The organism is Halomonas sp. ABH4_019, assembly GCF_056159885.1.
In genome coordinates this window covers 606,533-624,941 of the sequence record NZ_JBSWWC010000001.1, presented here as the reverse complement: position 1 = coordinate 624,941, position 18,409 = coordinate 606,533, and the positions used below count along the sequence as shown (strand labels likewise).

Genomic DNA, 18,409 nt, shown 5'->3' with positions numbered 1-18,409 from the left:
TATCCGATAAACCGCCCCCGGGAGAACGCCGCCATGATGCTCGATAACCCCTCCGCCAAGTACCGTCCCTTCGTGGCCGTCGATCTGCCCGACCGCCAGTGGCCGAGCCGGCGCATCGAGGCGCCGCCCCAGTGGTGCGCCGTCGACCTGCGCGACGGCAACCAGGCGCTGATCGACCCCATGGATCAGGAGCGCAAGCAGCGCCTGTTCGACCTGCTGGTGAAGATCGGTTTCAAGCAGATCGAGGTCGGCTTCCCCTCGGCGTCCCAGACCGACTTCGACTTCGTGCGCTCGCTGATCGAGGACGACAAGGTGCCGGCGGATGTCACCATCCAGGTGCTCACCCAGGCCCGTCCGCATCTCATCGACCGCACCTTCGAGGCGCTCAAGGGGGCTAAGAACGCCATCGTGCACGTCTACAACGCCACCGATCCGGTGTTCCGCCGCGTGGTGTTCAACGTCAGCAAGCCCGAGTGCATCCAGATCGCCGTGGACGCCACCACCCGCATCCGTGAGCACATGGCGGCGGCCCCGGAAACCAACTGGACCTTCCAGTACTCTCCCGAGCTGTTTTCCACCACCGAGATGGACTTCGCGGTGGAGATCGTCGACGCCGTGGAGGCCACCTATGGCGCCAGCGCCCAGGCGCCGATGATCGTCAACCTGCCGGCCACCGTGGAGTGCGCCACGCCCAACAACTACGCCGACCAGGTGGAATGGTTCTGCCGCCACGTCGCCAAGCGCGACCACCTGATCGTCAGCGTGCATCCGCACAACGACCGGGGCACCGGCGTGGCCGCCGCCGAACTCGCGGTGATGGCCGGCGCCGACCGGGTCGAGGGCTGCCTGTTCGGCAACGGCGAGCGCACCGGCAACGTCGACCTGGTCACCCTGGCCATGAACCTCTACACCCAGGGCGTGCACCCGGCCCTCGACTTCTCCAACATCACGCCGATCATGCGCGAGGTGGAGTACTGCAACCAGCTGCCGGTGCACCCGCGCCATCCTTACGTCGGCGACCTGGTGTTCACCGCCTTCTCCGGCTCCCACCAGGACGCCATCAAGAAGGGCATGGCCGAGCGTCGCGAGAACCCGGACGGCGTCTGGGCGGTGCCCTACCTGCCCATCGACCCGCTCGACGTGGGCCGCAGCTACGAGGCGGTGATCCGCGTCAACAGCCAGTCCGGCAAGGGCGGCGTCTCCTACCTGCTCGAGCAGGAGCACGGCATCGAGCTGCCGCGCCGCCTGTCCATCGAGTTCAGCCAGGTGGTCCAGGAAGTGGCCGACCGACTGGGCAAGGAAATCACCTCCGAGATGATCTACCAGGCCTTCGTCGACGAGTACCTCGACCAGCGCGCGCCCCTCGGCCTGGTCAGCCACCGCATGTCCTCCGAGCCGGACAGCCCCACGGTGAGCCTCGAGGCCACCATCGAGGAAGGCGGCGAGCGACGCGTCATCCACGGCCAGGGCAACGGGCCGCTGGCGGCCTTCATCAAGGCGTTGGCCGCCGAGGGCCATGACGTGGAGATCATCGACTACCACGAACACTCCCGCGGCCAGGGCGCCGACGCCGAGGCGATCGCCTACGTGGAGGTGCGGGTCAACGGCGAGGCGGTGTTCGGCGTCGGCACCGACGAGAGCATCACCAGCGCCTCGATCAAGGGCGTGCTGAGTGCCATCAACCGCAAGCACTCCACCGAGGCCCCGGCCGCCAACGTCACCGCCGACTCCTTGGCTTGATGCCATAAGCCGCAAGCTTGAAGAAAGAACAACCCCATCGGGCCCTCCCGATGGGGTTGTTTCTTTCTGGGCAGCTAATATGCCGGGCTGCGGGCTGCGGGCTGCGGGCTGCGGGCTGCGGGCTGCGGGCTGCGGGCTGCGGCTTATGGGCTGCGGGCTGCGAGCAACGACAAGCGTGGATCGGCCTCGGTTGCCGCCGGCCCGGTTCGGGCGGCGGCCCGGCATTCGCTGGGCGTGAGGCCGAACTCGCGCTTGAAGGCGGTGGCGAAGTTGGGCGCGCTGGAGTAGCCGGCGAGTTCCGCCGCGGCATCGATGCCCAGGCCCTGCCGGGAGAGCGCCGCATGGGCGGCGGCCAGGCGCTGCCGCCGCAGGAAACGCCCCAGCGACTGGCCATGGCGGGCCCGGAAGCGACGCTGCAGGCAACTCAGACTCATGCCCAGCCGTCGGGCCAGCTCGGCCTGGCTGGCGTGGTACGCCTGGCCGCCGTCGATCATGGCCATCAGCCGGTCGAGGCGCGGGTCCGCGGCGAGCCGCGCAGGTTTCCGGTCCGAGGGCGGCTCCTCGGCGGCCAGGGCCTCGCCGACCATGGCCAGCGCGAAACCGTGAAGCTGCAGCTGCCGGGCGCCTCCCTCGCCGGCCAGGGGCTTCGCGCCGAAGCACTGGTGGGCGAGGGTCAGCAGGCCGGGGGAGGGGTGCCAGCGTGTCAGCCTGGGGTCGGGGCCGGTATCGGCGAGGTGTCGGGCATGGCCATGGCGGGCCAGCCACTCCGAGGAGAGCGTCAGGATCAGGGTTCGCTCGTGGCCGCCGGCGCGGCCGAAGCGGGTGAACGGCGTCGCGCGGTTCAGCGCCGTCAGCAGGCCGATGCTGGCGCTCGTGGGCCCCAGGCTCAGGGTGTCCCGGCCGTAGCGGACCCGTGCCGCGCCGCCGATGACCATGGCGACCTTGAGGCCCTCGGGCAGTTCGGCATTGCTGGTGAGGCCGAAGCGGTCGCGTACGTCGACCAGGCGAAGGTGCATGCCCGGCTGGAGTTCGGTGAGGTGCATGCGCCCCTCGAGCAGCGGCGCGTCCGGCTCCTGGCGCGCGTCCGGCACCTCGACCCGATAGCGATTGACCATGGCCACCGCCAGCGACTCGAGCCGCTGGACGCCGATGTCCGTTGCGGGATGGTCGGGGGCGGTGGCCAATCCGTTCATGGCGACGGTGTGCTCCTCGTGCCGGCGTTCGGCATCGTTCGCAAAGCGATGAGCCGCCTGCGCAAAGGCGGCCGTGTCGAAGGGCTGTCATAATGCGGCGCGCCGGAAGTGATTGCAACGCATTCGCATTTATAGTGCCGTGCCGGCCGGCCACGCGACGACAAGGGAACACGACATGACGACACGAGAAGGGGCCATCGGCCTATCCGCCACGCTCCTGGGCGGCCTGGTGGCCGCCCTGGGGATCAGCCAGACGGTGCTGGCACAGTCGATCGAGGAGGCGTCCCGTCTCGACACCATCACCGTCCAGGGTAACCGCCTCTACGGCATGCTGCCCTCGGAACAAACCGGCGGCTACAGCGTCGATGCCGCCACCGTCGGCACCAAGACGCCCGCCGCGCTGCGCGACATTCCCCAATCGGTGAGCGTGGTGACGCGCGACGCCATCGAGGACCGCAACTTCGACACCCTCGATCAGCTAGCCGGCCGCACCCCCGGCGTGCGGGTGCTGACCAACGATGCGGGGCGCTCGTCGATCACGGCCCGGGGCTATGAATATGACGAATACAACATCGACGGGCTGCCGGCGCCGATGTCGAGCCGCGAGGGCACGCTGCCGAGCCTGGTGGCCTTCGACCGGGTCGAGATCATGCGCGGGCCCTCGGGGCTGTTCAACAGCACCAGCGAGATGGGGGGCATCGTCAACCTGGTGCGCAAGCGGGCGACCGACCGCTTCGAGGGGCATGTGGTGGGTCGCTACGGTAGCTGGAACCAGCGTTACCTGGAGACGGACCTCTCCGGTCCGATCGATGCCGCGGGGCGGCTTCGCGGCCGGGTGGTGGTGGCCGGCAGCGATACCGACGGTTTCGTCGACCACAACGACAACCGGCGGCAGACCTTCTACGGGACCCTCGACGCCGACCTCAGCGAGGCGACGACGCTGTCGCTGGCCTTCCTGCGCCAGGAGAAGGACATCACGGTCAACAACGGCCAGGCCACCGATGTCGAGGGCGACCTGCTGTATCCGGACCCGAAGACCTTCCTCGGTGCCGACTGGAACGACTTCACGATGTACAGCAACGACGGGCTGGTCGAGCTGACCCACCGGTTCGCCGGCGGCGGCTACGGGCGGGTCGGGGCGCGGTATTCCGAGCGCCAGACCGAGTACAACTATGCCTATGGCGGAAGCGGCATCGCCGAGGACGGCTCCCTGGCGGCGTCCGGTGCGGCCGGAGACTTCGACAGCCAGGCGCTGTCGCTGGATGCCAGCTACAGCCAGCCGTTCGAGGCGCTGGGCCAGGTCAGCGAGTTCGTCGCCGGGCTCGACCACAAGCGCTATGACAACGAGGGACGCGCCGGGCGGGCGCGCCTGGGCAACACTACCGTCGAGGACATCCACGACCTGGCCCATGTCGATATCCTCGAGACCCACCTGGCGTCCGAGACCCGCGACAGCCTCGAGGAAACCGGGCTCTACTCCAAGCTGACCTTCCGCCCGCTCGCCTCGCTGGCGCTGATCGCCGGGGGTCGCCTGAGCCAGTACGAGGTGACGCTGGAGAACCATCTCGACGGCAGCGAGCGGGAGCGGGACGGCCATGAGTTCACCGGCTACGCCGGCCTGGTCTACGACCTCGACGCGGCCCACTCCCTCTACGCCAGCTACTCGGAAGTCTTCAAGCCCCAGACCTCCTATGGCGCCGATGGCGACCTGATCGAGCCCCGCGAGGGCACCCAGTACGAGGTCGGCATCAAGGGCAGCTATTTCGGGGGCGAACTCAATGCCCGGCTCTCGGCCTTCCGGCTCTACGATGAGAACAACGCCGTCGGCGTGGTGGACGAGACCTACTCGGCGCCCATCGGCAAGCGCCGCGTCCAGGGGGCCGAGCTGGAAGTGACCGGCTCGCCGCTGCCCGGCTGGGACCTGATCGCTGGCTACACCTACATGGATACCGAGTTGCAGGAGGGCGATCGGGTCCCGCCGACCTTCACCCTGGCTCCGCGCAACATCGTCACGCTGTGGAGCCAGTACGGCTTCAGCGAGGGCGCCCTGGCGGGCGTGCATCTCGGCGCCGGCATGACGGCGATGAGCGACTTCGGGACCAGCGCCGTGGAGGCGCCGGGGTATGCCGTCTTCGACGCCATGCTCGGCTATGACTTCACGTCGCGCCTCAAGGGGCAGGTGAACGTCAACAACCTCCTCGACCGCGAATACTACAGCCGGGTCGGCGGCACCAGCACCTTCAACATGGCGGGCGAGCCCGCCAGCGTCGTCGCCTCGCTGCGCTATGACTTCTGAGTCACGCCTCCCCTCCGTCATCACCGGGCGTCACGGCCGACCGTGTCGCCTGCCATTCCGATCCGCGGCCCTCTTCGGGGGGCTGCTCCTGTGGCTCTTCACGGTTCCTTTCATGGCACACGGCGAGACGCCCGACGGTGTCACTCTGCCCGATACCCGGGCCTTCACCCTGTCGGCCCCCGAGCGCGGGCGAGATTATCGCATCGAGGTCGCCTTGCCCGAGGCGCCGCCACCGGCGGAGGGCTATCCGGTCCTCTATCTGCTCGACGGCAATGCGCGGCTGCCGCTGGTGCAGGCCGCCCGCGACACCCTGTCGCCGCCCGGCCCGGCAACCAGCCAGCTGCTGATCGTGGCCATCGGTTACCCCGGCGTGGCGCGTTTCGCCTTCGAGCGGCGGGCCGAGGACTACACGCCTTCGCTTGGCGGGCCGGAGGGCATCGAGGGGCCTTCCGGCGGGGCGGACGCCTTCCTGGATTTCATCGAGACGCGGCTCAAGCCGGAGATCGCCGCGCGCTTCCCGGCCGATCGCGACCGCGAGGCGCTGTTCGGCCATTCCTACGGCGGGCTCTTCGCGCTGCACGCGCTGATGACGCGGCCGGCGAGCTTCGAGCGCTTCATCGCGATCAGTCCATCGCTGTGGTGGTACGGCAATCGCCCCCTCGACACCCTGGCCGCCCAGCGGCCGCCCGCCGGGGCGGACGACGTCGCTCCCCGGGTGCTGATCGGGGTCGGCGGGCTCGAGCAGACGCCGCGCGAGGCCATGCGCGGCACGCCCCGGGCGGAACGGCTGCGGGACAGGGCGATGGTCGACAACGCGCGTCGCTTCGCCGACTGGCTCGGCGAGCGCCACGACGGCTGGCGAGTGCGCTTCATGAACTTCCCCGGCGAGCACCACGGCAGCGTGATGTGGCCGGCCACCCGCGAGGCGCTGGCGTTCCTCGAGGAGCCGTGACGCTCCTTGCCCCTCGCCCCGAGCCCTCGACCCTTCAGAGCGGCGTCTTGCTGGCCTCGCCCGGCAACTCGCGCACCAGGGTCGGCATCAAAAAGCCGGGCAGCCGGGTCCTGAGCTCGGCGACCAGCGCGCGGGCCGTGTCGTCGGCCACGTCGAAGTGGGCGGCACCGCTCACCGGGTCGAGCACGTGCAGGTAGTAGGGCAGGATGCCGGCCTCGAACAGCCGCTCGGAGAGCGCGGCCAGCGACTCGACGTCATCGTTGACGCCGCGCAGCAACACGCTCTGGTTGAGCAGCGTCACGCCGGCCGCCTGCAGCCGCCGACAGGCCTCGACCACGCCCTCGTCGATCTCCTGGGCGTGGTTGATGTGCAGCACCATGACCTTCTGCAGCCGCGTGCCGCCCAGCCAGTCGAGCAGGGTGGCGTCGATGCGGTCGGGGATCACCACCGGCAGCCGGGTGTGGATCCGCAGCCGCCTGAGATGCGGGATGGCTTCCAGGCGCTCGACCAGCCAGGAAAGCTGGCGGTCGCTGGCCGCCAGCGGGTCGCCGCCGGAGAGAATCGCTTCAACGATGGAAGCGTCATCGCGCAGGTAGGCCAGCGTCTCTTCCCACTGTGCCCGCGACGGCGCGTTCTCCTCGTAAGGGAAGTGGCGGCGGAAGCAGTAGCGGCAGTTCACCGCGCAGGCAGGGCTCGCGATCAGCAGAACCCGGCCGGCGTACTTGTGGATCAGCCCGCGACGGGGCGTGTGGTCGGCCTCCTCGAGCGGGTCGGCCACGTAGCCGGGGGCCGGCTCGGCCTCCTCGCCGAGCGGCAGCACCTGGCGCAGCAGCGGGTCGTGGGGGTCGCCGGCGCGGATGCGGGCCAGATAGGCCTCGGGTACGCGCACCTCGAACAGCGCATGGCCGGTCTCGGCGCCGGGCACCCATTCGGGAGCGAGACCCAGGCGTCGACACAGCGCCTGCGGGTCGCGAATGGCGCCGGCGAGCTGGGCCTGCCAGGCGCCGGGGGCGGGCGCGGCGGGGCGGCACTGCAAAGGAATCGGGCTTCGGGTTATCATGCGGGGCACACTTCGAGGCGAGCGAGGGATAGCCCCTCGGCCACTGTCATTTGCTTGCTCGCGCCCGTGGCATCGGCCGCCGGCGCGCTGAAATATGGAACGATCATCATGGCGAACTATTCTACCAACGAATTCAAGGGCGGTCTGAAGGTCATGCTGGATGGTGACCCCTGCGCCATCCTGGAGAACGACTACGTCAAGCCGGGCAAGGGCCAGGCCTTCAACCGCGTCAAGCTGCGCAACCTGATGACCGGCCGCGTCTGGGAGCGCACCTTCAAGTCCGGCGAATCCCTGGAGGGCGCCGATGTCCTCGAGCTGGAAATGGAGTATCTCTACTCCGACGGCGACATGTGGCACTTCATGAAGACCGACGGCTCCTTCGAGCAGTACGCCGTGGAGCAGCGTGCCCTGGGCGACACCGAGAAATGGCTCAAGGAGCAGGTGGCCTACACCGTGACCCTGTGGAACGACAACGCCATCAGCGTGAACCCGCCCAACTTCATCGAACTCGAGGTCACCGAGACCGACCCCGGCCTCAAGGGCGACACCGCCCAGGGCGGCTCCAAGCCGGCGACCCTGTCCTCCGGGGCCGTGGTGCGCGTGCCGCTGTTCATCAACCAGGGCGAAGTGTTGAAGGTCGATACGCGCACGGGTGAGTACGTCTCCCGCGCCTGATGTCGGGCCCTTCCTGCGCTCGCTCAGGCGGCGTTGAATCCCGGATCGGCTTGCTCATTTAGCGCTGCTAAACTCCGCCGCCTCACCGGGATTCGCCTTGCGACCCACAGGGATGTGGGAAGTGCGTAAGCCCGTCGGGAACGGGCTTAGCCCTGAGCGTCGCTCGGAGAGGGCGCGAGTGCGGCGAACCTCGCCCATAGAAGGCCACACTCTCTCGGGTGTGGCCTTTTGTTGTCTCAGGAGATGTATCGATGACGGTTGATTGGCGGCCCACGGCCGAGATCGCGACGCTGCGCGAGAGGGCGCGGCTGATGGCCGAGGTGCGGGCCTTCTTCGCCGAACGCGGGGTGTGGGAGGTAGAGACGCCGGTGCTCGGCCACGGCGGCAGCACCGACCTGCACCTGGCGTCGCTGTGCTGCGAGGCGGTGACGCCTGCGGGCCGCGAGCGGCTGTGGCTGCAGACCTCGCCGGAATTCCACATGAAGCGGCTGCTGGCCGCCGGCAGCGGGGCGATCTTCCAGATCGCCCGCAGCTTCCGCGACGGCGAGGTGGGCGGGCGCCACAACCTCGAGTTCAGCATGCTGGAGTGGTACCGCCCGGGCCTCGATCTGGACGGCCTGATCGCCGAGACCGATGCGCTCATTCGCCGAGTGCTGCCCACCGACCCCGGGCCGCTGCGCCGCCGCCGCTATCGTGAGCTGTTCCGCGAGCATCTCGCCCTCGACCCCTTCCTTGAGCCGCTGGAGGCGTTGCGCCGTCGGGCCGCCGAGACCGGCGGGCTCGACATGGCCGAGGCCTCTCGCGACGACTGCCTCGATCTGTTGGTCAGTCTCGCCATCGAGCCGCAGCTGGGCCGGGACGGCATCGACGTGGTGGTGGACTATCCCGCCAGCCAGGCGGCGCTGGCCCGCCGCCATCGCGACCCGGAGGACGGCGAGTGGGTCGCCTCGCGCTTCGAGGTCTACCGGCACGGGGTCGAGCTCGCCAACGGCTACGACGAGCTCACCGACGCCGCCGAGCAGCGTGCCCGCTTCGCCGAGGACAACGCCGACCGCCGCGCGGCCGGCCTTCCCGAGGTCGACGTCGACCAGCGTCTGCTGGCCGCCCTCGAGGCCGGCATGCCGGCGGGCAGCGGCGTGGCTCTGGGCCTCGACCGGCTGATTCAACTGGCACTGGGAAAGGCCGGCGTGGCCGAGGTGATGGCCTTCGCCACGCCAAGGGCCTGAGGCAGCAGGCAAGAAATTGCCCGCTGGGCAACTTCTTGCTCGATCTGGGCAAGATCTTACCTAATTAAATTTAATAATCATGATGGGTATTTTTATAATTTATTGATTTTAAAATAATATATATTAATTGGCGCAGGCTGTGCTTCTTTTGGGTGTCCATCGGACATCGTTATTCAACGTCAAGGAGCAGACCCATGCCCACGCCGTGTTATATCAGCATCGAAGGCCAGACCCAGGGCAACATCACCGCCGGTGCCTTCACCCCCGAGTCCGTCGGCAACATCTACGTCGAGGGCCACGAGGACGAGATGCTGGTGCAGGAATTCAAGCACATCGTCACCGTGCCCACCGACCCGCAGTCCGGGCAGCCCGCCGGCCAGCGCGCCCACGAGCCGTTCATCTTCACCGTGGCCCTGAACAAGGCCGTGCCGCTGATGTACAACGCCCTGGCCTCCGGCGAGATGCTGCCCAACGTCGAGCTGAAGTGGTACCGCACCTCCGTGGAGGGCAAGCAGGAGCACTTCTTCACCACCGCGCTGACCGATGCCACCATCGTCGACATCAACCTGCGCATGCCGCATGCCCAGGACTCCAACAGCGCCGAGTTCACCCAGCTGATGGACGTGTCCCTGGCCTACCGCAAGATCGACTGGGAGCACACCGTCGCCGGCACCTCCGGCTCCGACGACTGGCGCGCCCCGATCGAAGGCTAAGGCCCCGTGCTATCGGTGGTGCATCTCACGGCTCGCACCACCCACGCCGCCAGGGCCGAGGCCCTGGCGGCGGCATGTCTCAGCGCTGGTCGTTCTCGCCCGTCAGGCGAGCCCTGAGCCATGCCGCCGTCGACTTGTGTCGGCGACGCACTCGCGTAATCTACCCCTTTCGCCGGCCTCTCTAGGTCGGTGACCCAAGGACCGGACACGGCCTCCAGGAGGGATGCCATGACCCAGGCCCATGGGCTGCACTTCACCCTGAGCCTCGCCGGGGCCGGCGAGGCGGCGCTTTCGGTGATCGACTTCACCCATGAGGAGGCGCTCTCGGCCCCCTTCCATTTGCGGGTGCGCTTCGCCAGCCGCGCCGGCGACCTCTCGCCGGAGGCGCTGCTCGACCGGCCGGCGAGCCTGACCGTGTGGCAGCGCGGCGTAGCCCAGCGCCGGGTCCACGGCATCATCAGTGAGTTCGGCCGCGGCGACCGCGGCCATCGCCGCAGTTTCTACGAGGTGGTCATCCGCCCGTCGCTGTGGCGCCTCTCGCTGCGCCAGAACTCGCGCATCTTTCAGCGCGTCTCGCCGCTGACCATCCTCAACACCCTGTGCGACGAGCGCGGCCTGAGCGACGTGGCCTTCGCGGTGACCCGCGAGCCAGCCGAACGCGAGTACTGCGTGCAGTATCGTGAAACCGACCTGGCCTTCATCGAACGCCTGGCCGCCGAGGAGGGGCTGTTCTACTTCCATGAATTCGAGGATTCCGACCTCGGCGCCCATCGGCTGGTGTTCGCCGACGACCCCCAGGTACTCACCGGGCTCGGCGAGCGCACCTACCACCATCGCGCCGGCGGCACGCCGCCCCAGCGCCACCTGCGGCGGCTGACACAGACCGCCCGGGTGCGCCCGGCCCGCGCCCAGCTCAAGGACTATTCGTTCAAGCAGCCGGCGTACGCCCAGCTGCACGAGCGCCAGGGCGACGGACTGGAGCAGCACAGCCAGCGGGAAGACTACGAGCACTACGACTATCCGGGGCGCTACAAGGCCGATGCCTCGGGCCAGGCCTTCACCCGCCACCGCCTCGAGCACCTGCGCCACGACGCCCTGACGCTGGGCGGCGAAAGCGACCTGCCGGAGTTGGCCCCTGGCACGCGCTTCAGCCTGGCCGACCACGACGTCGGCGAGTTCAACCGCGGCTGGCAGGTCGCCAAGGTGGTCCATCAGGGCGAGCAGCACCAGGCGCTGGAGGAAGACAGCGTCGTCCAGGGCGATGGGGCCGGCATGACCCGTTACCACAACAGCCTGACGCTGACCCCGGACGACGCCGCCTGGCGCCCGGAACCCGAGCCCAGGCCGCGGGTCGACGGCCCCCAGGTGGCCTTCGTGGTGGGCCCCGAAGGCGAGGAGATCTACTGCGACGCGCACGGTCGGGTCAAGGTGCAGTTCCCCTGGGACCGCTACGCGCCAGGGGACGAGACCAGCAGCGCCTGGCTGCGCGTCAGCCAGGGCTGGGCCGGGGGCGGCTACGGCTTCCAGGCCATCCCCCGGATTGGCCACGAGGTGATCGTCTCCTTCCTGGAGGGCGACCCCGACCAGCCGCTGATCACCGGGCGCACCTACCACGCGGTCAACACGCCGCCGTACCCGCTGCCCGAGCACAAGACGCGTACCACCTTCAAGACGCAGACCCATCAGGGGGACGGGTTCAACGAGCTGTGCTTCGAGGACAAGTCGGACGCCGAGTTCATTTACCTGCACGCCCAGCGAAATCTCGAGCTCCAGGTCAACAACTCGCGCCAGAAGCGAGTGGAATTCGATGACAGTGCTTCCATCGGCAACAACTCCTATCTGGCCGTGGCCAAGGACCGCGTCGAGACCATCGAGGGCAAGCGGGATGTGACCGTCGTCTCCGACCTGACCGAGAAGGTGGAAGGCAACCACGGCCAGACGGTCGGCGGCGACAGCCAGGCACGGATCGGCGGTGATCTTACCCTCAAGGCCGACGGCGAGATCGTGCTCGATGCCAGCAAGATCACCCTGGTCTCCGGAGGCACGGCGCTGGTGGTCGCCAACGGCAGCGTCGACGTCACACCGGCGCTGAACGTCGGCTCGGCGTCTCCCGGGGCCGCCGCCACGCCCGCCATCCCGGCGGTGCTGGAAGCCGCCGCCGGCGAAGGCGCGCCGTTCGTTTCACACTGCCCGGCCGAAGAGGAATGAATCATGGCAGAGCGTGATCTGTGGGTCGGCCGCTGCCATGTGAAGGCCCGCTATCCCGAAGCCCGCCAATGGTCGGCGGCGGTCGACGAGGCCGTGCTGGTTGCCGTGGTGACGGCAAGCGACGCCGCGACCGGGCAGGCACTGGTGGCGCAGCGGCTCGAGGAAGCCGGGCTCGACCTGCTGACGTTCGAACACGTGCAGACCCTGCTGCAGCGCTTCCGCGAGCAGGGCATGTCCAAGCCCCTGGTGGACCTCGCCGACCGCACGTCCACCGCCTCACCCGTGGCCTTCGGCGAGATGCTACCGATCCTGCTCGAGCCGGAGGCGGCGCCAGCGCCGCAGGAGGCAGCTCCGCCCCCGGCGCCGACCTACGCCGAGATCGGCTGGGACGATCTGTTCGGCGCCACTCAGCCCCCGCTGTGGGCCGTCATCGATGGCGTGAACTGCCGCGAGGTCATGGCACGGCTCGCCGAGACCGATGTGCAAAGCGCCTGCCTCTACGCCTCGACGGACGCCGACACCCGCGCCATGGCCCCCTGGCTGGTGCGCCTGGAGCCCGACAGCGAACTGGTCAGCTGGCTCAAGGGCCTGCCCCAGGACCAGCACTGGGGCATCCTGCTGCAGTCCACGGCCACCCTGAAGCAGCTGCGTACCCACCTGCGCAAGTTCACCATGCTCTGGACCCCGGCCAACGACCAGGCGCCGGTCTACTTCCGCTTCTACGATCCGCGGGTGGCGCTGGAGCTTCCCCAGGTGCTGCCGGAGTGGAAAAGTGCCCAGTGGCTGGCGTTGATCGACACCTTGACGCTACCGATATCCCCGTCGATGACATGGCCGGACGACCTGTCACTGGTGCCCGGCGTGACCTTTGCCAGCGAACGGGATATCTGTCAGGGCCGCCTGATTCAGATCGCCCTGCCGCATCGCCAGGGGGCCGATGCCGCACCGTCGCGTCGATTTGCCATCACTCGGACGGAATTCGATGACTTCAGTCGCCTGCAGCGCGTCAGGGCTCAGCGTGGCCTGGCACGCAATGTCCTGGAAGAGTTCACCGAAACCCCTCCCGATGAGGTGCTGGCGGCCGTCGATGCGGCCCAGCGGCTGGGCCAGCGGCATGGGATGACCTCGAAGAAGCAGGTGACGACCCTGACCAAGTGCCTGCTGGAGTTCGGCGACGACTTTCCACGGGATTATCCGGAGGCAGGGCGGTTGCTCACTGATGGCTCCTCCCTGGCCTGGCAACGCCGCAATCACCTTGAGGCCTGGCGCCCGCGAGGCCGATTGCAGCGAGACTTTCTGGCGCGTCAGCCAATATCCGACAACGAGCTCGAGGTCTGGCCATCGACGCATCATGAGCCAGGGAGGCCAGCATGAGTTACAGCCCCACAGCAGATGATCTCTTGTACATTCTGGAAAGCGACGGAGAACGCTTTTCGGCGTCCGCCCGCCGCCAATTGGAGAGCGAAATTCACAAGGCGCTGCAACGCCGCCAGGATAATGCCGCCAGCGGCCTGGAGGCACCGGTCATGCGTGCCTGGGCGGACCGCTGGGTCGCGCTCGGTGGTAACGGCGGCCAGCCGCTCACCGAAAGCCCGCTTCCGCCGACCCCCGGAGACGGCGAGATTTTCGATCCGGACTTCGCCGCGGCTTGCGTGGAGTGCAGGCCCAACCAGCCCTGCTGTCTCGTGTCTGGCAGTGTGACCGACAGCACGGACGACACCCGCCAGATTACCTGGCCTCTCGCCGATATCGAGGTGGATGGGGAGTGCCGCAAGGCGACGACGCTACTGGTGGTGGCCAAGGAGGTCGAGGGGCGCCACCTGTCGGCCAAGGTGAAGGCCGAGTGGGACCAGCCGACCTGCCAGGTCGGGCATACCGATCGTCCCTCCCTGATCACCAGCGGCCTGACCGAGGGACAGCAGCGGCTGGAGACCACGCCGAGCGAGGTAGCGCTGGGTTACCCGCAGTTTCTCAATATGAGCATGGCGCTGAGAAATTACGTGCCTGAGAACGTGCTTCATGCCGTCTTCGCCATGGATGCGATTCTGGCCTTCCAGTCCACGTTGCAAGGGCGCGATGGCGCACATTTCACGCCCAACCAGTGCGTCACCGACGATGCCTTGGGTCAGACCCTGCGGGTCGTTGCACTGCCCTATGCCAAACTGAGCGGCGAGCTGAAACTGGCCCTTAGGCTAGTTTTCAGCACGGCGGGTGTGAGCGCCAATGCTGAAGCCGAGGGAACGTTCGAAGGCCAGTTTGGCCCCTATCAGTTGAAGTCGGAACAGAGGGCGCAGCATACGGCCAATACCGGCCAAGCGCTCGATGGCGATGACGGCAGCCGCGCCCCGGGGCTGATTGGTACCATGGCCAACGTCATCGAGACCCTCGATTCCTATGTGGCGGACGGTAATACGCGGGAGCAGCCCAGTCGAGATAGAACCCAGTATGCCAGCCGCATCGTGTTGAGCCAGTCTCTGACCTTCGCGCCCGAAGCCGTCGAATTGACGCCGGTCGAGAGCAGCCCCGATCTGCAGCTTGTGATCGGTGGCCTAACCTCGACCTTCAAGCTTGGGGTGACGGGCCGGCTCGACTTTATCGATGCCCTGGCGACGGCCTTCACCACCCAGATAGGCGCCGCCGCCATTCAGGAAGCCCGGGAAAAAATGGCATCGGGGCGGCATGTCAAGGCCACCTTGGAAGCTTATCTGGAACTGGGCGCGGAGGGCACCCTGACGCATGGCATAGCCAGCGGCGTCACACTTCGCCTGCCCGCCCATGGCGACCCTGACGTCGCCATGGAGGGGCTCGAGCAGGAGTTCGAGGGCGAGCTCAAGATCTCGGGCAAGGCAGAAATCGCCATCGAGATAGAAGCCAAGGTCTGGGTGATTACCGCCAAGGCCGGCGTCAGCGGCAGCCTGCATACGTCCTGGGCCTGGAAGGTGCGCCTGGAGGGTGGCGAGCGTCAGCGCCGCCGGGACTTCGAGGGCGTCGTGGTGGCCTACAAAGCTCACGCAGAAGTTAGTGTTAGAAGCAAAGAGGGCAACGCCAATCAGACCGGTCCCAATATGGGAGGCGAAGCCAGTGATGAGCAGCAGTGGGAGGATCTCTTCGAGCGGGTCGATAAAGACATCGAAGAATCTACAGCGAAATCCGAGGAGATGCAAAGTGATCGTGATGAAAGCGCCTCCGAGTCCGATACGGAAGACGATCCCGACGAGGAGGAGGTAACGATATGGAAAAAGAAAGAGGGTACATGGGAAACCTACTGAAGGGCCTGGTCGGCCTGTTATTTATCACCATGATCTGGCAGGAAAGGGCAATGGCAGAAGAGCGTACCAATTTCAAAATGCTTTACCACGCTTATGTGCATACACGTGGTGCGGCCTGGTCATTGCGGGTCAACGATATCTTCGTGCGCGATAATATCGATGTGCCCTATGCCGACTATTCGCCCAATATTGGCCTTCAGCTCCGCGAGGGGCGTAACACGCTTTCCCTTCTGTTTTCACCGGTGACCGGCCAGAATGATGAGACGGGGGAATATGAGTATGCGTTACACGATGGCGTCGAGATCGATATCGCCATCGGGCGTAACAAATGGACCGAGAATAAAAATGAGCGCCTGCATCTGCTGCGGCTGCGTTATAACGAGGAAAAGGGGCGGTTCGAGTCGCTGGACGAGACCGCGGGCGGCGAGCCCCGTCAGCTCAGTCAACCGCATATGAGAAGCAGCGGCGACTGGCGGCTCGGTGAATATCGCAACATCATCTTCGGTGGTGGCTGGACCCTCGATGGCTATCGCTTGGATATTGCCTTCCGTCTGGACGACGCGATTCCTCCTCCCGACTGGCAGGGCCGGGCCGTCGAGCTGGAAGATACCCCGCAGCTGCGTCGCGAGCTGCGCGAGGCCTACCGCCGCATCTACGGGATGATCGAGCGCGGCGATGGCGAAGCCATCTTCCAGGAACTCAAGCCAGTTTGGGAACGGACGGCCTATATGCTGACCACAGAACCCTCCGCTCGAGCTTGGAGAGAAAATTCTGAAAGAGGGCTGAACGATGAGTTTAGTGCGACCCCTTCGGATGGCTCTCATCTATTACCGGCCCCTAATTGGGAAGGAGGCCCCGAGAACGATCAGTTGGAGTTTATGGCCAACCATCGCCTGGTGCGGATCCGGCCCAATCCGATTGTGTGGGAAGAGCCGCCGGAAGGCAGCGGGAGCTTTATCGCCTTTCCGGTCGCCTTTTACCGCACCGAGGACGGTAAATGGCATGTCGGCGATGTGGTCAATAATCTATGAAGCCTATCGCACGCCAGGGCGACCTGCACCGCTGCCCGTGCAGCGGCCACGGCGTCACGCCGATTGTCTCGGGCTCGCCCCAGTCTCGGGTCGAGGGTCAGCCGGTGGCCCGGGTGGGCGACAAGACCGCCTGCGGCGCCACCATCATCGAGGGCTCGGGCAGTGCCACCACCGATGGCCAGCCCACCGCGTATCTCGGCTGCAAGACCGACCACGGCGGCGAGATCATCTCCGCCGCCAGTCAGGCCATGGTCGAGCCGTGAGCTAAATCCCACCACGGCACAGGGAGGTGCCCCCCATGAGAATCTGGCCACGATGGCTGTATGGCCTCTGTCTCGCCCTGCTCTGGCAGGGCTTTCAAGCCCCTGCCATGGCGGATAATGCGGAAAACCTATATTTCGCTCATGTCCACACGCAGGGATCGGCCTGGTCATTGCGGGTCAATGATATCTTCGTACGCGATAACAGCAAGGTCGCTTATGCCGACTATTCGCCCAGCATCAGTATGCAGGTCCGCGAGGGGCGTAACACGCTTTCCCTCCTGTTCTCACCTGTGACCGGAAAAAGCGATGAGACGGGGGAATATGAGTATTCGCTGCACGATGGCGTCGAGATCGATATCGCCATCGAGCGCAATCATTGGAAGACACAGGACCAGGAACGCCTGCATCTGTTGCGGCTGCGTTATAGCGAGGACAGTGGGCGGTTCGAGTCGCTGGACGAGACCGCGGGCGGCGAGCCCCGTCAGCTTAGTCAAGCCCATATGAGAAGCAGCGGCGACTGGCGGCTCGGTGAATACCGCAACATCATCTTCGGTGGTGGCTGGACCCTCGACGGCTATCGCCTGGATATTACCTTTCGTCTGGACGATGCGATTCCCGCTCCCGACTGGCAGGGCCGGGCCGTCGAGCTGGAAGACACCCCGCAGCTGCGTCGCGAGCTGCGCGAGGCCTACCGTCGCATCTACGGGATGATCGAGCGCGGCGATGGTGAAGCCATCTTCCAGGAGCTAGAGCCGATTTGGCAAAGAGCAGCTTATATGTTGACAACAGAATCTTCTGCGAGAGCTTTCATTGAAGAAGGTGAATTGGGTTTAGCCCGATATCGTCAGAATCGTCCAGATGGTGCGGTGCTGTTACCGGAACCCTATTGGGAGGGAAGCCCCGAGGACGATCAGTTGGAGTTTATGGCCAACAACCGCCTGGTGCGGATCCGGCCCAACCCGATCCTCTGGGAAGAGTCGCCGGAAGGCAGCGAGAACTTCATTGCTTTCCCGGTCGCCTTCTACCGCACCGAGGACGGTAAATGGCATGTCGGCGATGTGGTCAATAACCTATGAAGCCCATCGCACGCCAGGGCGACCTGCACCGCTGCCCTTGTAGCGGCCACGGCGTCACGCCGATCGTCTCGGGCTCGCCCCAGTCTCGGGTCGAGGGTCAGCCGGTGGCCCGAGTCGGTGATAAGACCGCCTGCGGTGCCACCATCATCGAGGGCTCGGGCAGTGCCTCCACCTTTGCCGGGTCTAGGTAGAGGCAATGCTGCTCTCGGCTTGATGAGAGCGGTAGGTGCTGCCTGACGCTGCGATCTGCACGATGGACGCCGCAAGGCCGTTACAATGGGGCCATCATTCATCGTCTGGAAAGCGCATCATGAAAGATTCGGGTATCAAGGTCGCCACCTATGTCTGCCCGGCATGCAAGGAACGGGTCGGCCTGCGGCATCGCCATGCGCTGCGCCTGCTGCGACACGAGACGGCCGAGTGCCCCAAGTGCGGGGCGGATGATCTCATGGCGGGGGCGTCGCGCGAGGTGCTGTCCCGTCATCTTCGCCAGATGGAGGAGGCGGCGAAGAAGTATTCTCGTATCGTGCTGGTGACGGTGCCGATCATCCTGGCCACCCTGGCGCTGCACTTCTTCGGCAAGATCCCGACGCCGGTCTTTGCAGGCATCTTCATCCTCGCCTTGGGCGCTCAAATCCTGGGCAAGCCGAAGCGGGCCATGCGCTCGCCGGTCGAGATCGAACTGGAGCGCTCGAGCTGAGCCACTG

At 66.5% G+C, this 18,409-nt stretch carries 16 protein-coding genes; 14 read left to right on the top strand and 2 right to left on the bottom strand.

Annotated elements, in window-relative coordinates; all coding sequences use genetic code 11:
• Nucleotides 1-33: 33 nt before the first annotated feature.
• Nucleotides 34-1,740 carry a 2-isopropylmalate synthase gene (leuA, locus tag ACXAFN_RS02825; protein ID WP_474985993.1) on the top strand — a complete coding sequence of 569 codons (1,707 nt, stop codon included), beginning with the start codon at nucleotides 34-36 and terminating at the stop codon, nucleotides 1,738-1,740.
• Between the two features lie 143 nt (nucleotides 1,741-1,883).
• Here the strand turns inward: leuA and ACXAFN_RS02820 are convergent, their stop codons facing one another.
• Nucleotides 1,884-2,933: a helix-turn-helix domain-containing protein gene (locus ACXAFN_RS02820; protein WP_474985991.1), complete on the bottom strand. Its 1,050-nt coding sequence runs from the start codon at nucleotides 2,931-2,933 to the stop codon at nucleotides 1,884-1,886.
• 175 nt (nucleotides 2,934-3,108) lie between these two features.
• On the opposite strand from ACXAFN_RS02820, the gene ACXAFN_RS02815 reads away from it, so the two are divergent.
• Both ACXAFN_RS02815 and ACXAFN_RS02810 read left to right on the top strand, forming a co-directional pair.
• The gene (locus tag ACXAFN_RS02815; protein WP_474985990.1) at nucleotides 3,109-5,229 is read left to right on the top strand and encodes a TonB-dependent siderophore receptor; all 2,121 of its coding nucleotides are present in this window, start codon (nucleotides 3,109-3,111) and stop codon (nucleotides 5,227-5,229) included.
• 112 nt (nucleotides 5,230-5,341) lie between these two features.
• The gene (locus ACXAFN_RS02810; protein WP_474985988.1) at nucleotides 5,342-6,181 is read left to right on the top strand and encodes an alpha/beta hydrolase; all 840 of its coding nucleotides are present in this window, start codon (nucleotides 5,342-5,344) and stop codon (nucleotides 6,179-6,181) included.
• A 34-nt stretch (nucleotides 6,182-6,215) separates the two neighbouring features.
• On the opposite strand, the gene epmB is transcribed toward ACXAFN_RS02810, so the two are convergent.
• Complete coding sequence (epmB, locus tag ACXAFN_RS02805; RefSeq protein ID WP_474985986.1) at nucleotides 6,216-7,241, bottom strand: EF-P beta-lysylation protein EpmB; 1,026 nt, start codon at nucleotides 7,239-7,241, stop codon at nucleotides 6,216-6,218.
• A 108-nt stretch (nucleotides 7,242-7,349) separates the two neighbouring features.
• Here epmB and efp point away from each other — a divergent pair, with 108 nt between their 5' ends.
• From efp to ACXAFN_RS02750, 11 genes are all read left to right on the top strand, one after another.
• Complete coding sequence (efp, locus tag ACXAFN_RS02800; RefSeq protein ID WP_474985984.1) at nucleotides 7,350-7,916, top strand: elongation factor P; 567 nt, start codon at nucleotides 7,350-7,352, stop codon at nucleotides 7,914-7,916.
• A gap of 251 nt (nucleotides 7,917-8,167) precedes the next feature.
• Nucleotides 8,168-9,142 (top strand): EF-P lysine aminoacylase EpmA, encoded by a 975-nt coding sequence (gene epmA, locus ACXAFN_RS02795; RefSeq protein ID WP_474985983.1) that lies wholly within the window; start codon nucleotides 8,168-8,170, stop codon nucleotides 9,140-9,142.
• 194 nt (nucleotides 9,143-9,336) lie between these two features.
• Entirely contained in the window at nucleotides 9,337-9,855 is a 519-nt protein-coding gene (locus tag ACXAFN_RS02790) for an Hcp family type VI secretion system effector (RefSeq protein WP_474985982.1), read from the top strand.
• 228 nt (nucleotides 9,856-10,083) lie between these two features.
• Nucleotides 10,084-12,063, top strand: a complete 1,980-nt coding sequence (locus ACXAFN_RS02785) for a type VI secretion system Vgr family protein (RefSeq protein WP_474985980.1) — start codon at nucleotides 10,084-10,086, stop codon at nucleotides 12,061-12,063.
• A gap of 3 nt (nucleotides 12,064-12,066) precedes the next feature.
• Nucleotides 12,067-13,437, top strand: a complete 1,371-nt coding sequence (locus ACXAFN_RS02780; RefSeq protein WP_474985978.1) for a DUF4123 domain-containing protein — start codon at nucleotides 12,067-12,069, stop codon at nucleotides 13,435-13,437.
• Nucleotides 13,434-15,332: a hypothetical protein gene (locus tag ACXAFN_RS02775; RefSeq protein ID WP_474985976.1), complete on the top strand. Its 1,899-nt coding sequence runs from the start codon at nucleotides 13,434-13,436 to the stop codon at nucleotides 15,330-15,332. Before ACXAFN_RS02780 ends, ACXAFN_RS02775 begins: the two co-directional genes overlap by 4 nt.
• Nucleotides 15,317-16,363, top strand: coding sequence for a hypothetical protein (locus tag ACXAFN_RS02770; RefSeq protein ID WP_474985974.1), 1,047 nt, complete (start codon nucleotides 15,317-15,319; stop codon nucleotides 16,361-16,363). The genes ACXAFN_RS02775 and ACXAFN_RS02770 overlap by 16 nt, the downstream gene beginning before the upstream one ends.
• Nucleotides 16,360-16,626 carry a PAAR domain-containing protein gene (locus ACXAFN_RS02765; protein ID WP_183388953.1) on the top strand — a complete coding sequence of 89 codons (267 nt, stop codon included), beginning with the start codon at nucleotides 16,360-16,362 and terminating at the stop codon, nucleotides 16,624-16,626. Before ACXAFN_RS02770 ends, ACXAFN_RS02765 begins: the two co-directional genes overlap by 4 nt.
• 35 nt (nucleotides 16,627-16,661) lie before the next feature.
• Complete coding sequence (locus ACXAFN_RS02760) at nucleotides 16,662-17,702, top strand: hypothetical protein (protein ID WP_474985972.1); 1,041 nt, start codon at nucleotides 16,662-16,664, stop codon at nucleotides 17,700-17,702.
• The gene (locus tag ACXAFN_RS02755; protein ID WP_474985970.1) at nucleotides 17,699-17,893 is read left to right on the top strand and encodes a PAAR domain-containing protein; all 195 of its coding nucleotides are present in this window, start codon (nucleotides 17,699-17,701) and stop codon (nucleotides 17,891-17,893) included. The genes ACXAFN_RS02760 and ACXAFN_RS02755 overlap by 4 nt, the downstream gene beginning before the upstream one ends.
• A gap of 119 nt (nucleotides 17,894-18,012) precedes the next feature.
• Nucleotides 18,013-18,402 carry a hypothetical protein gene (locus ACXAFN_RS02750; protein WP_474985969.1) on the top strand — a complete coding sequence of 130 codons (390 nt, stop codon included), beginning with the start codon at nucleotides 18,013-18,015 and terminating at the stop codon, nucleotides 18,400-18,402.
• The last annotated feature ends 7 nt before the right edge of the window (nucleotides 18,403-18,409 follow it).

Excerpts from the sequence above, each read along its gene's own strand:
- leuA (WP_474985993.1), top strand. The coding sequence starts at position 34 with ATGATGCTCGATAACCCCTCCGCCAAGTACCGTCCCTTCGTGGCCGTC.
- ACXAFN_RS02820 (WP_474985991.1), bottom strand. The coding sequence starts at position 2,933 with ATGAACGGATTGGCCACCGCCCCCGACCATCCCGCAACGGACATCGGC.
- ACXAFN_RS02815 (WP_474985990.1), top strand. The coding sequence starts at position 3,109 with ATGACGACACGAGAAGGGGCCATCGGCCTATCCGCCACGCTCCTGGGC.
- ACXAFN_RS02810 (WP_474985988.1), top strand. The coding sequence starts at position 5,342 with ATGGCACACGGCGAGACGCCCGACGGTGTCACTCTGCCCGATACCCGG.
- epmB (WP_474985986.1), bottom strand. The coding sequence starts at position 7,241 with ATGATAACCCGAAGCCCGATTCCTTTGCAGTGCCGCCCCGCCGCGCCC.
- efp (WP_474985984.1), top strand. The coding sequence starts at position 7,350 with ATGGCGAACTATTCTACCAACGAATTCAAGGGCGGTCTGAAGGTCATG.
- epmA (WP_474985983.1), top strand. The coding sequence starts at position 8,168 with ATGACGGTTGATTGGCGGCCCACGGCCGAGATCGCGACGCTGCGCGAG.
- ACXAFN_RS02790 (WP_474985982.1), top strand. The coding sequence starts at position 9,337 with ATGCCCACGCCGTGTTATATCAGCATCGAAGGCCAGACCCAGGGCAAC.
- ACXAFN_RS02785 (WP_474985980.1), top strand. The coding sequence starts at position 10,084 with ATGACCCAGGCCCATGGGCTGCACTTCACCCTGAGCCTCGCCGGGGCC.
- ACXAFN_RS02780 (WP_474985978.1), top strand. The coding sequence starts at position 12,067 with ATGGCAGAGCGTGATCTGTGGGTCGGCCGCTGCCATGTGAAGGCCCGC.
- ACXAFN_RS02775 (WP_474985976.1), top strand. The coding sequence starts at position 13,434 with ATGAGTTACAGCCCCACAGCAGATGATCTCTTGTACATTCTGGAAAGC.
- ACXAFN_RS02770 (WP_474985974.1), top strand. The coding sequence starts at position 15,317 with ATGGGAAACCTACTGAAGGGCCTGGTCGGCCTGTTATTTATCACCATG.
- ACXAFN_RS02765 (WP_183388953.1), top strand. The coding sequence starts at position 16,360 with ATGAAGCCTATCGCACGCCAGGGCGACCTGCACCGCTGCCCGTGCAGC.
- ACXAFN_RS02760 (WP_474985972.1), top strand. The coding sequence starts at position 16,662 with ATGAGAATCTGGCCACGATGGCTGTATGGCCTCTGTCTCGCCCTGCTC.
- ACXAFN_RS02755 (WP_474985970.1), top strand. The coding sequence starts at position 17,699 with ATGAAGCCCATCGCACGCCAGGGCGACCTGCACCGCTGCCCTTGTAGC.
- ACXAFN_RS02750 (WP_474985969.1), top strand. The coding sequence starts at position 18,013 with ATGAAAGATTCGGGTATCAAGGTCGCCACCTATGTCTGCCCGGCATGC.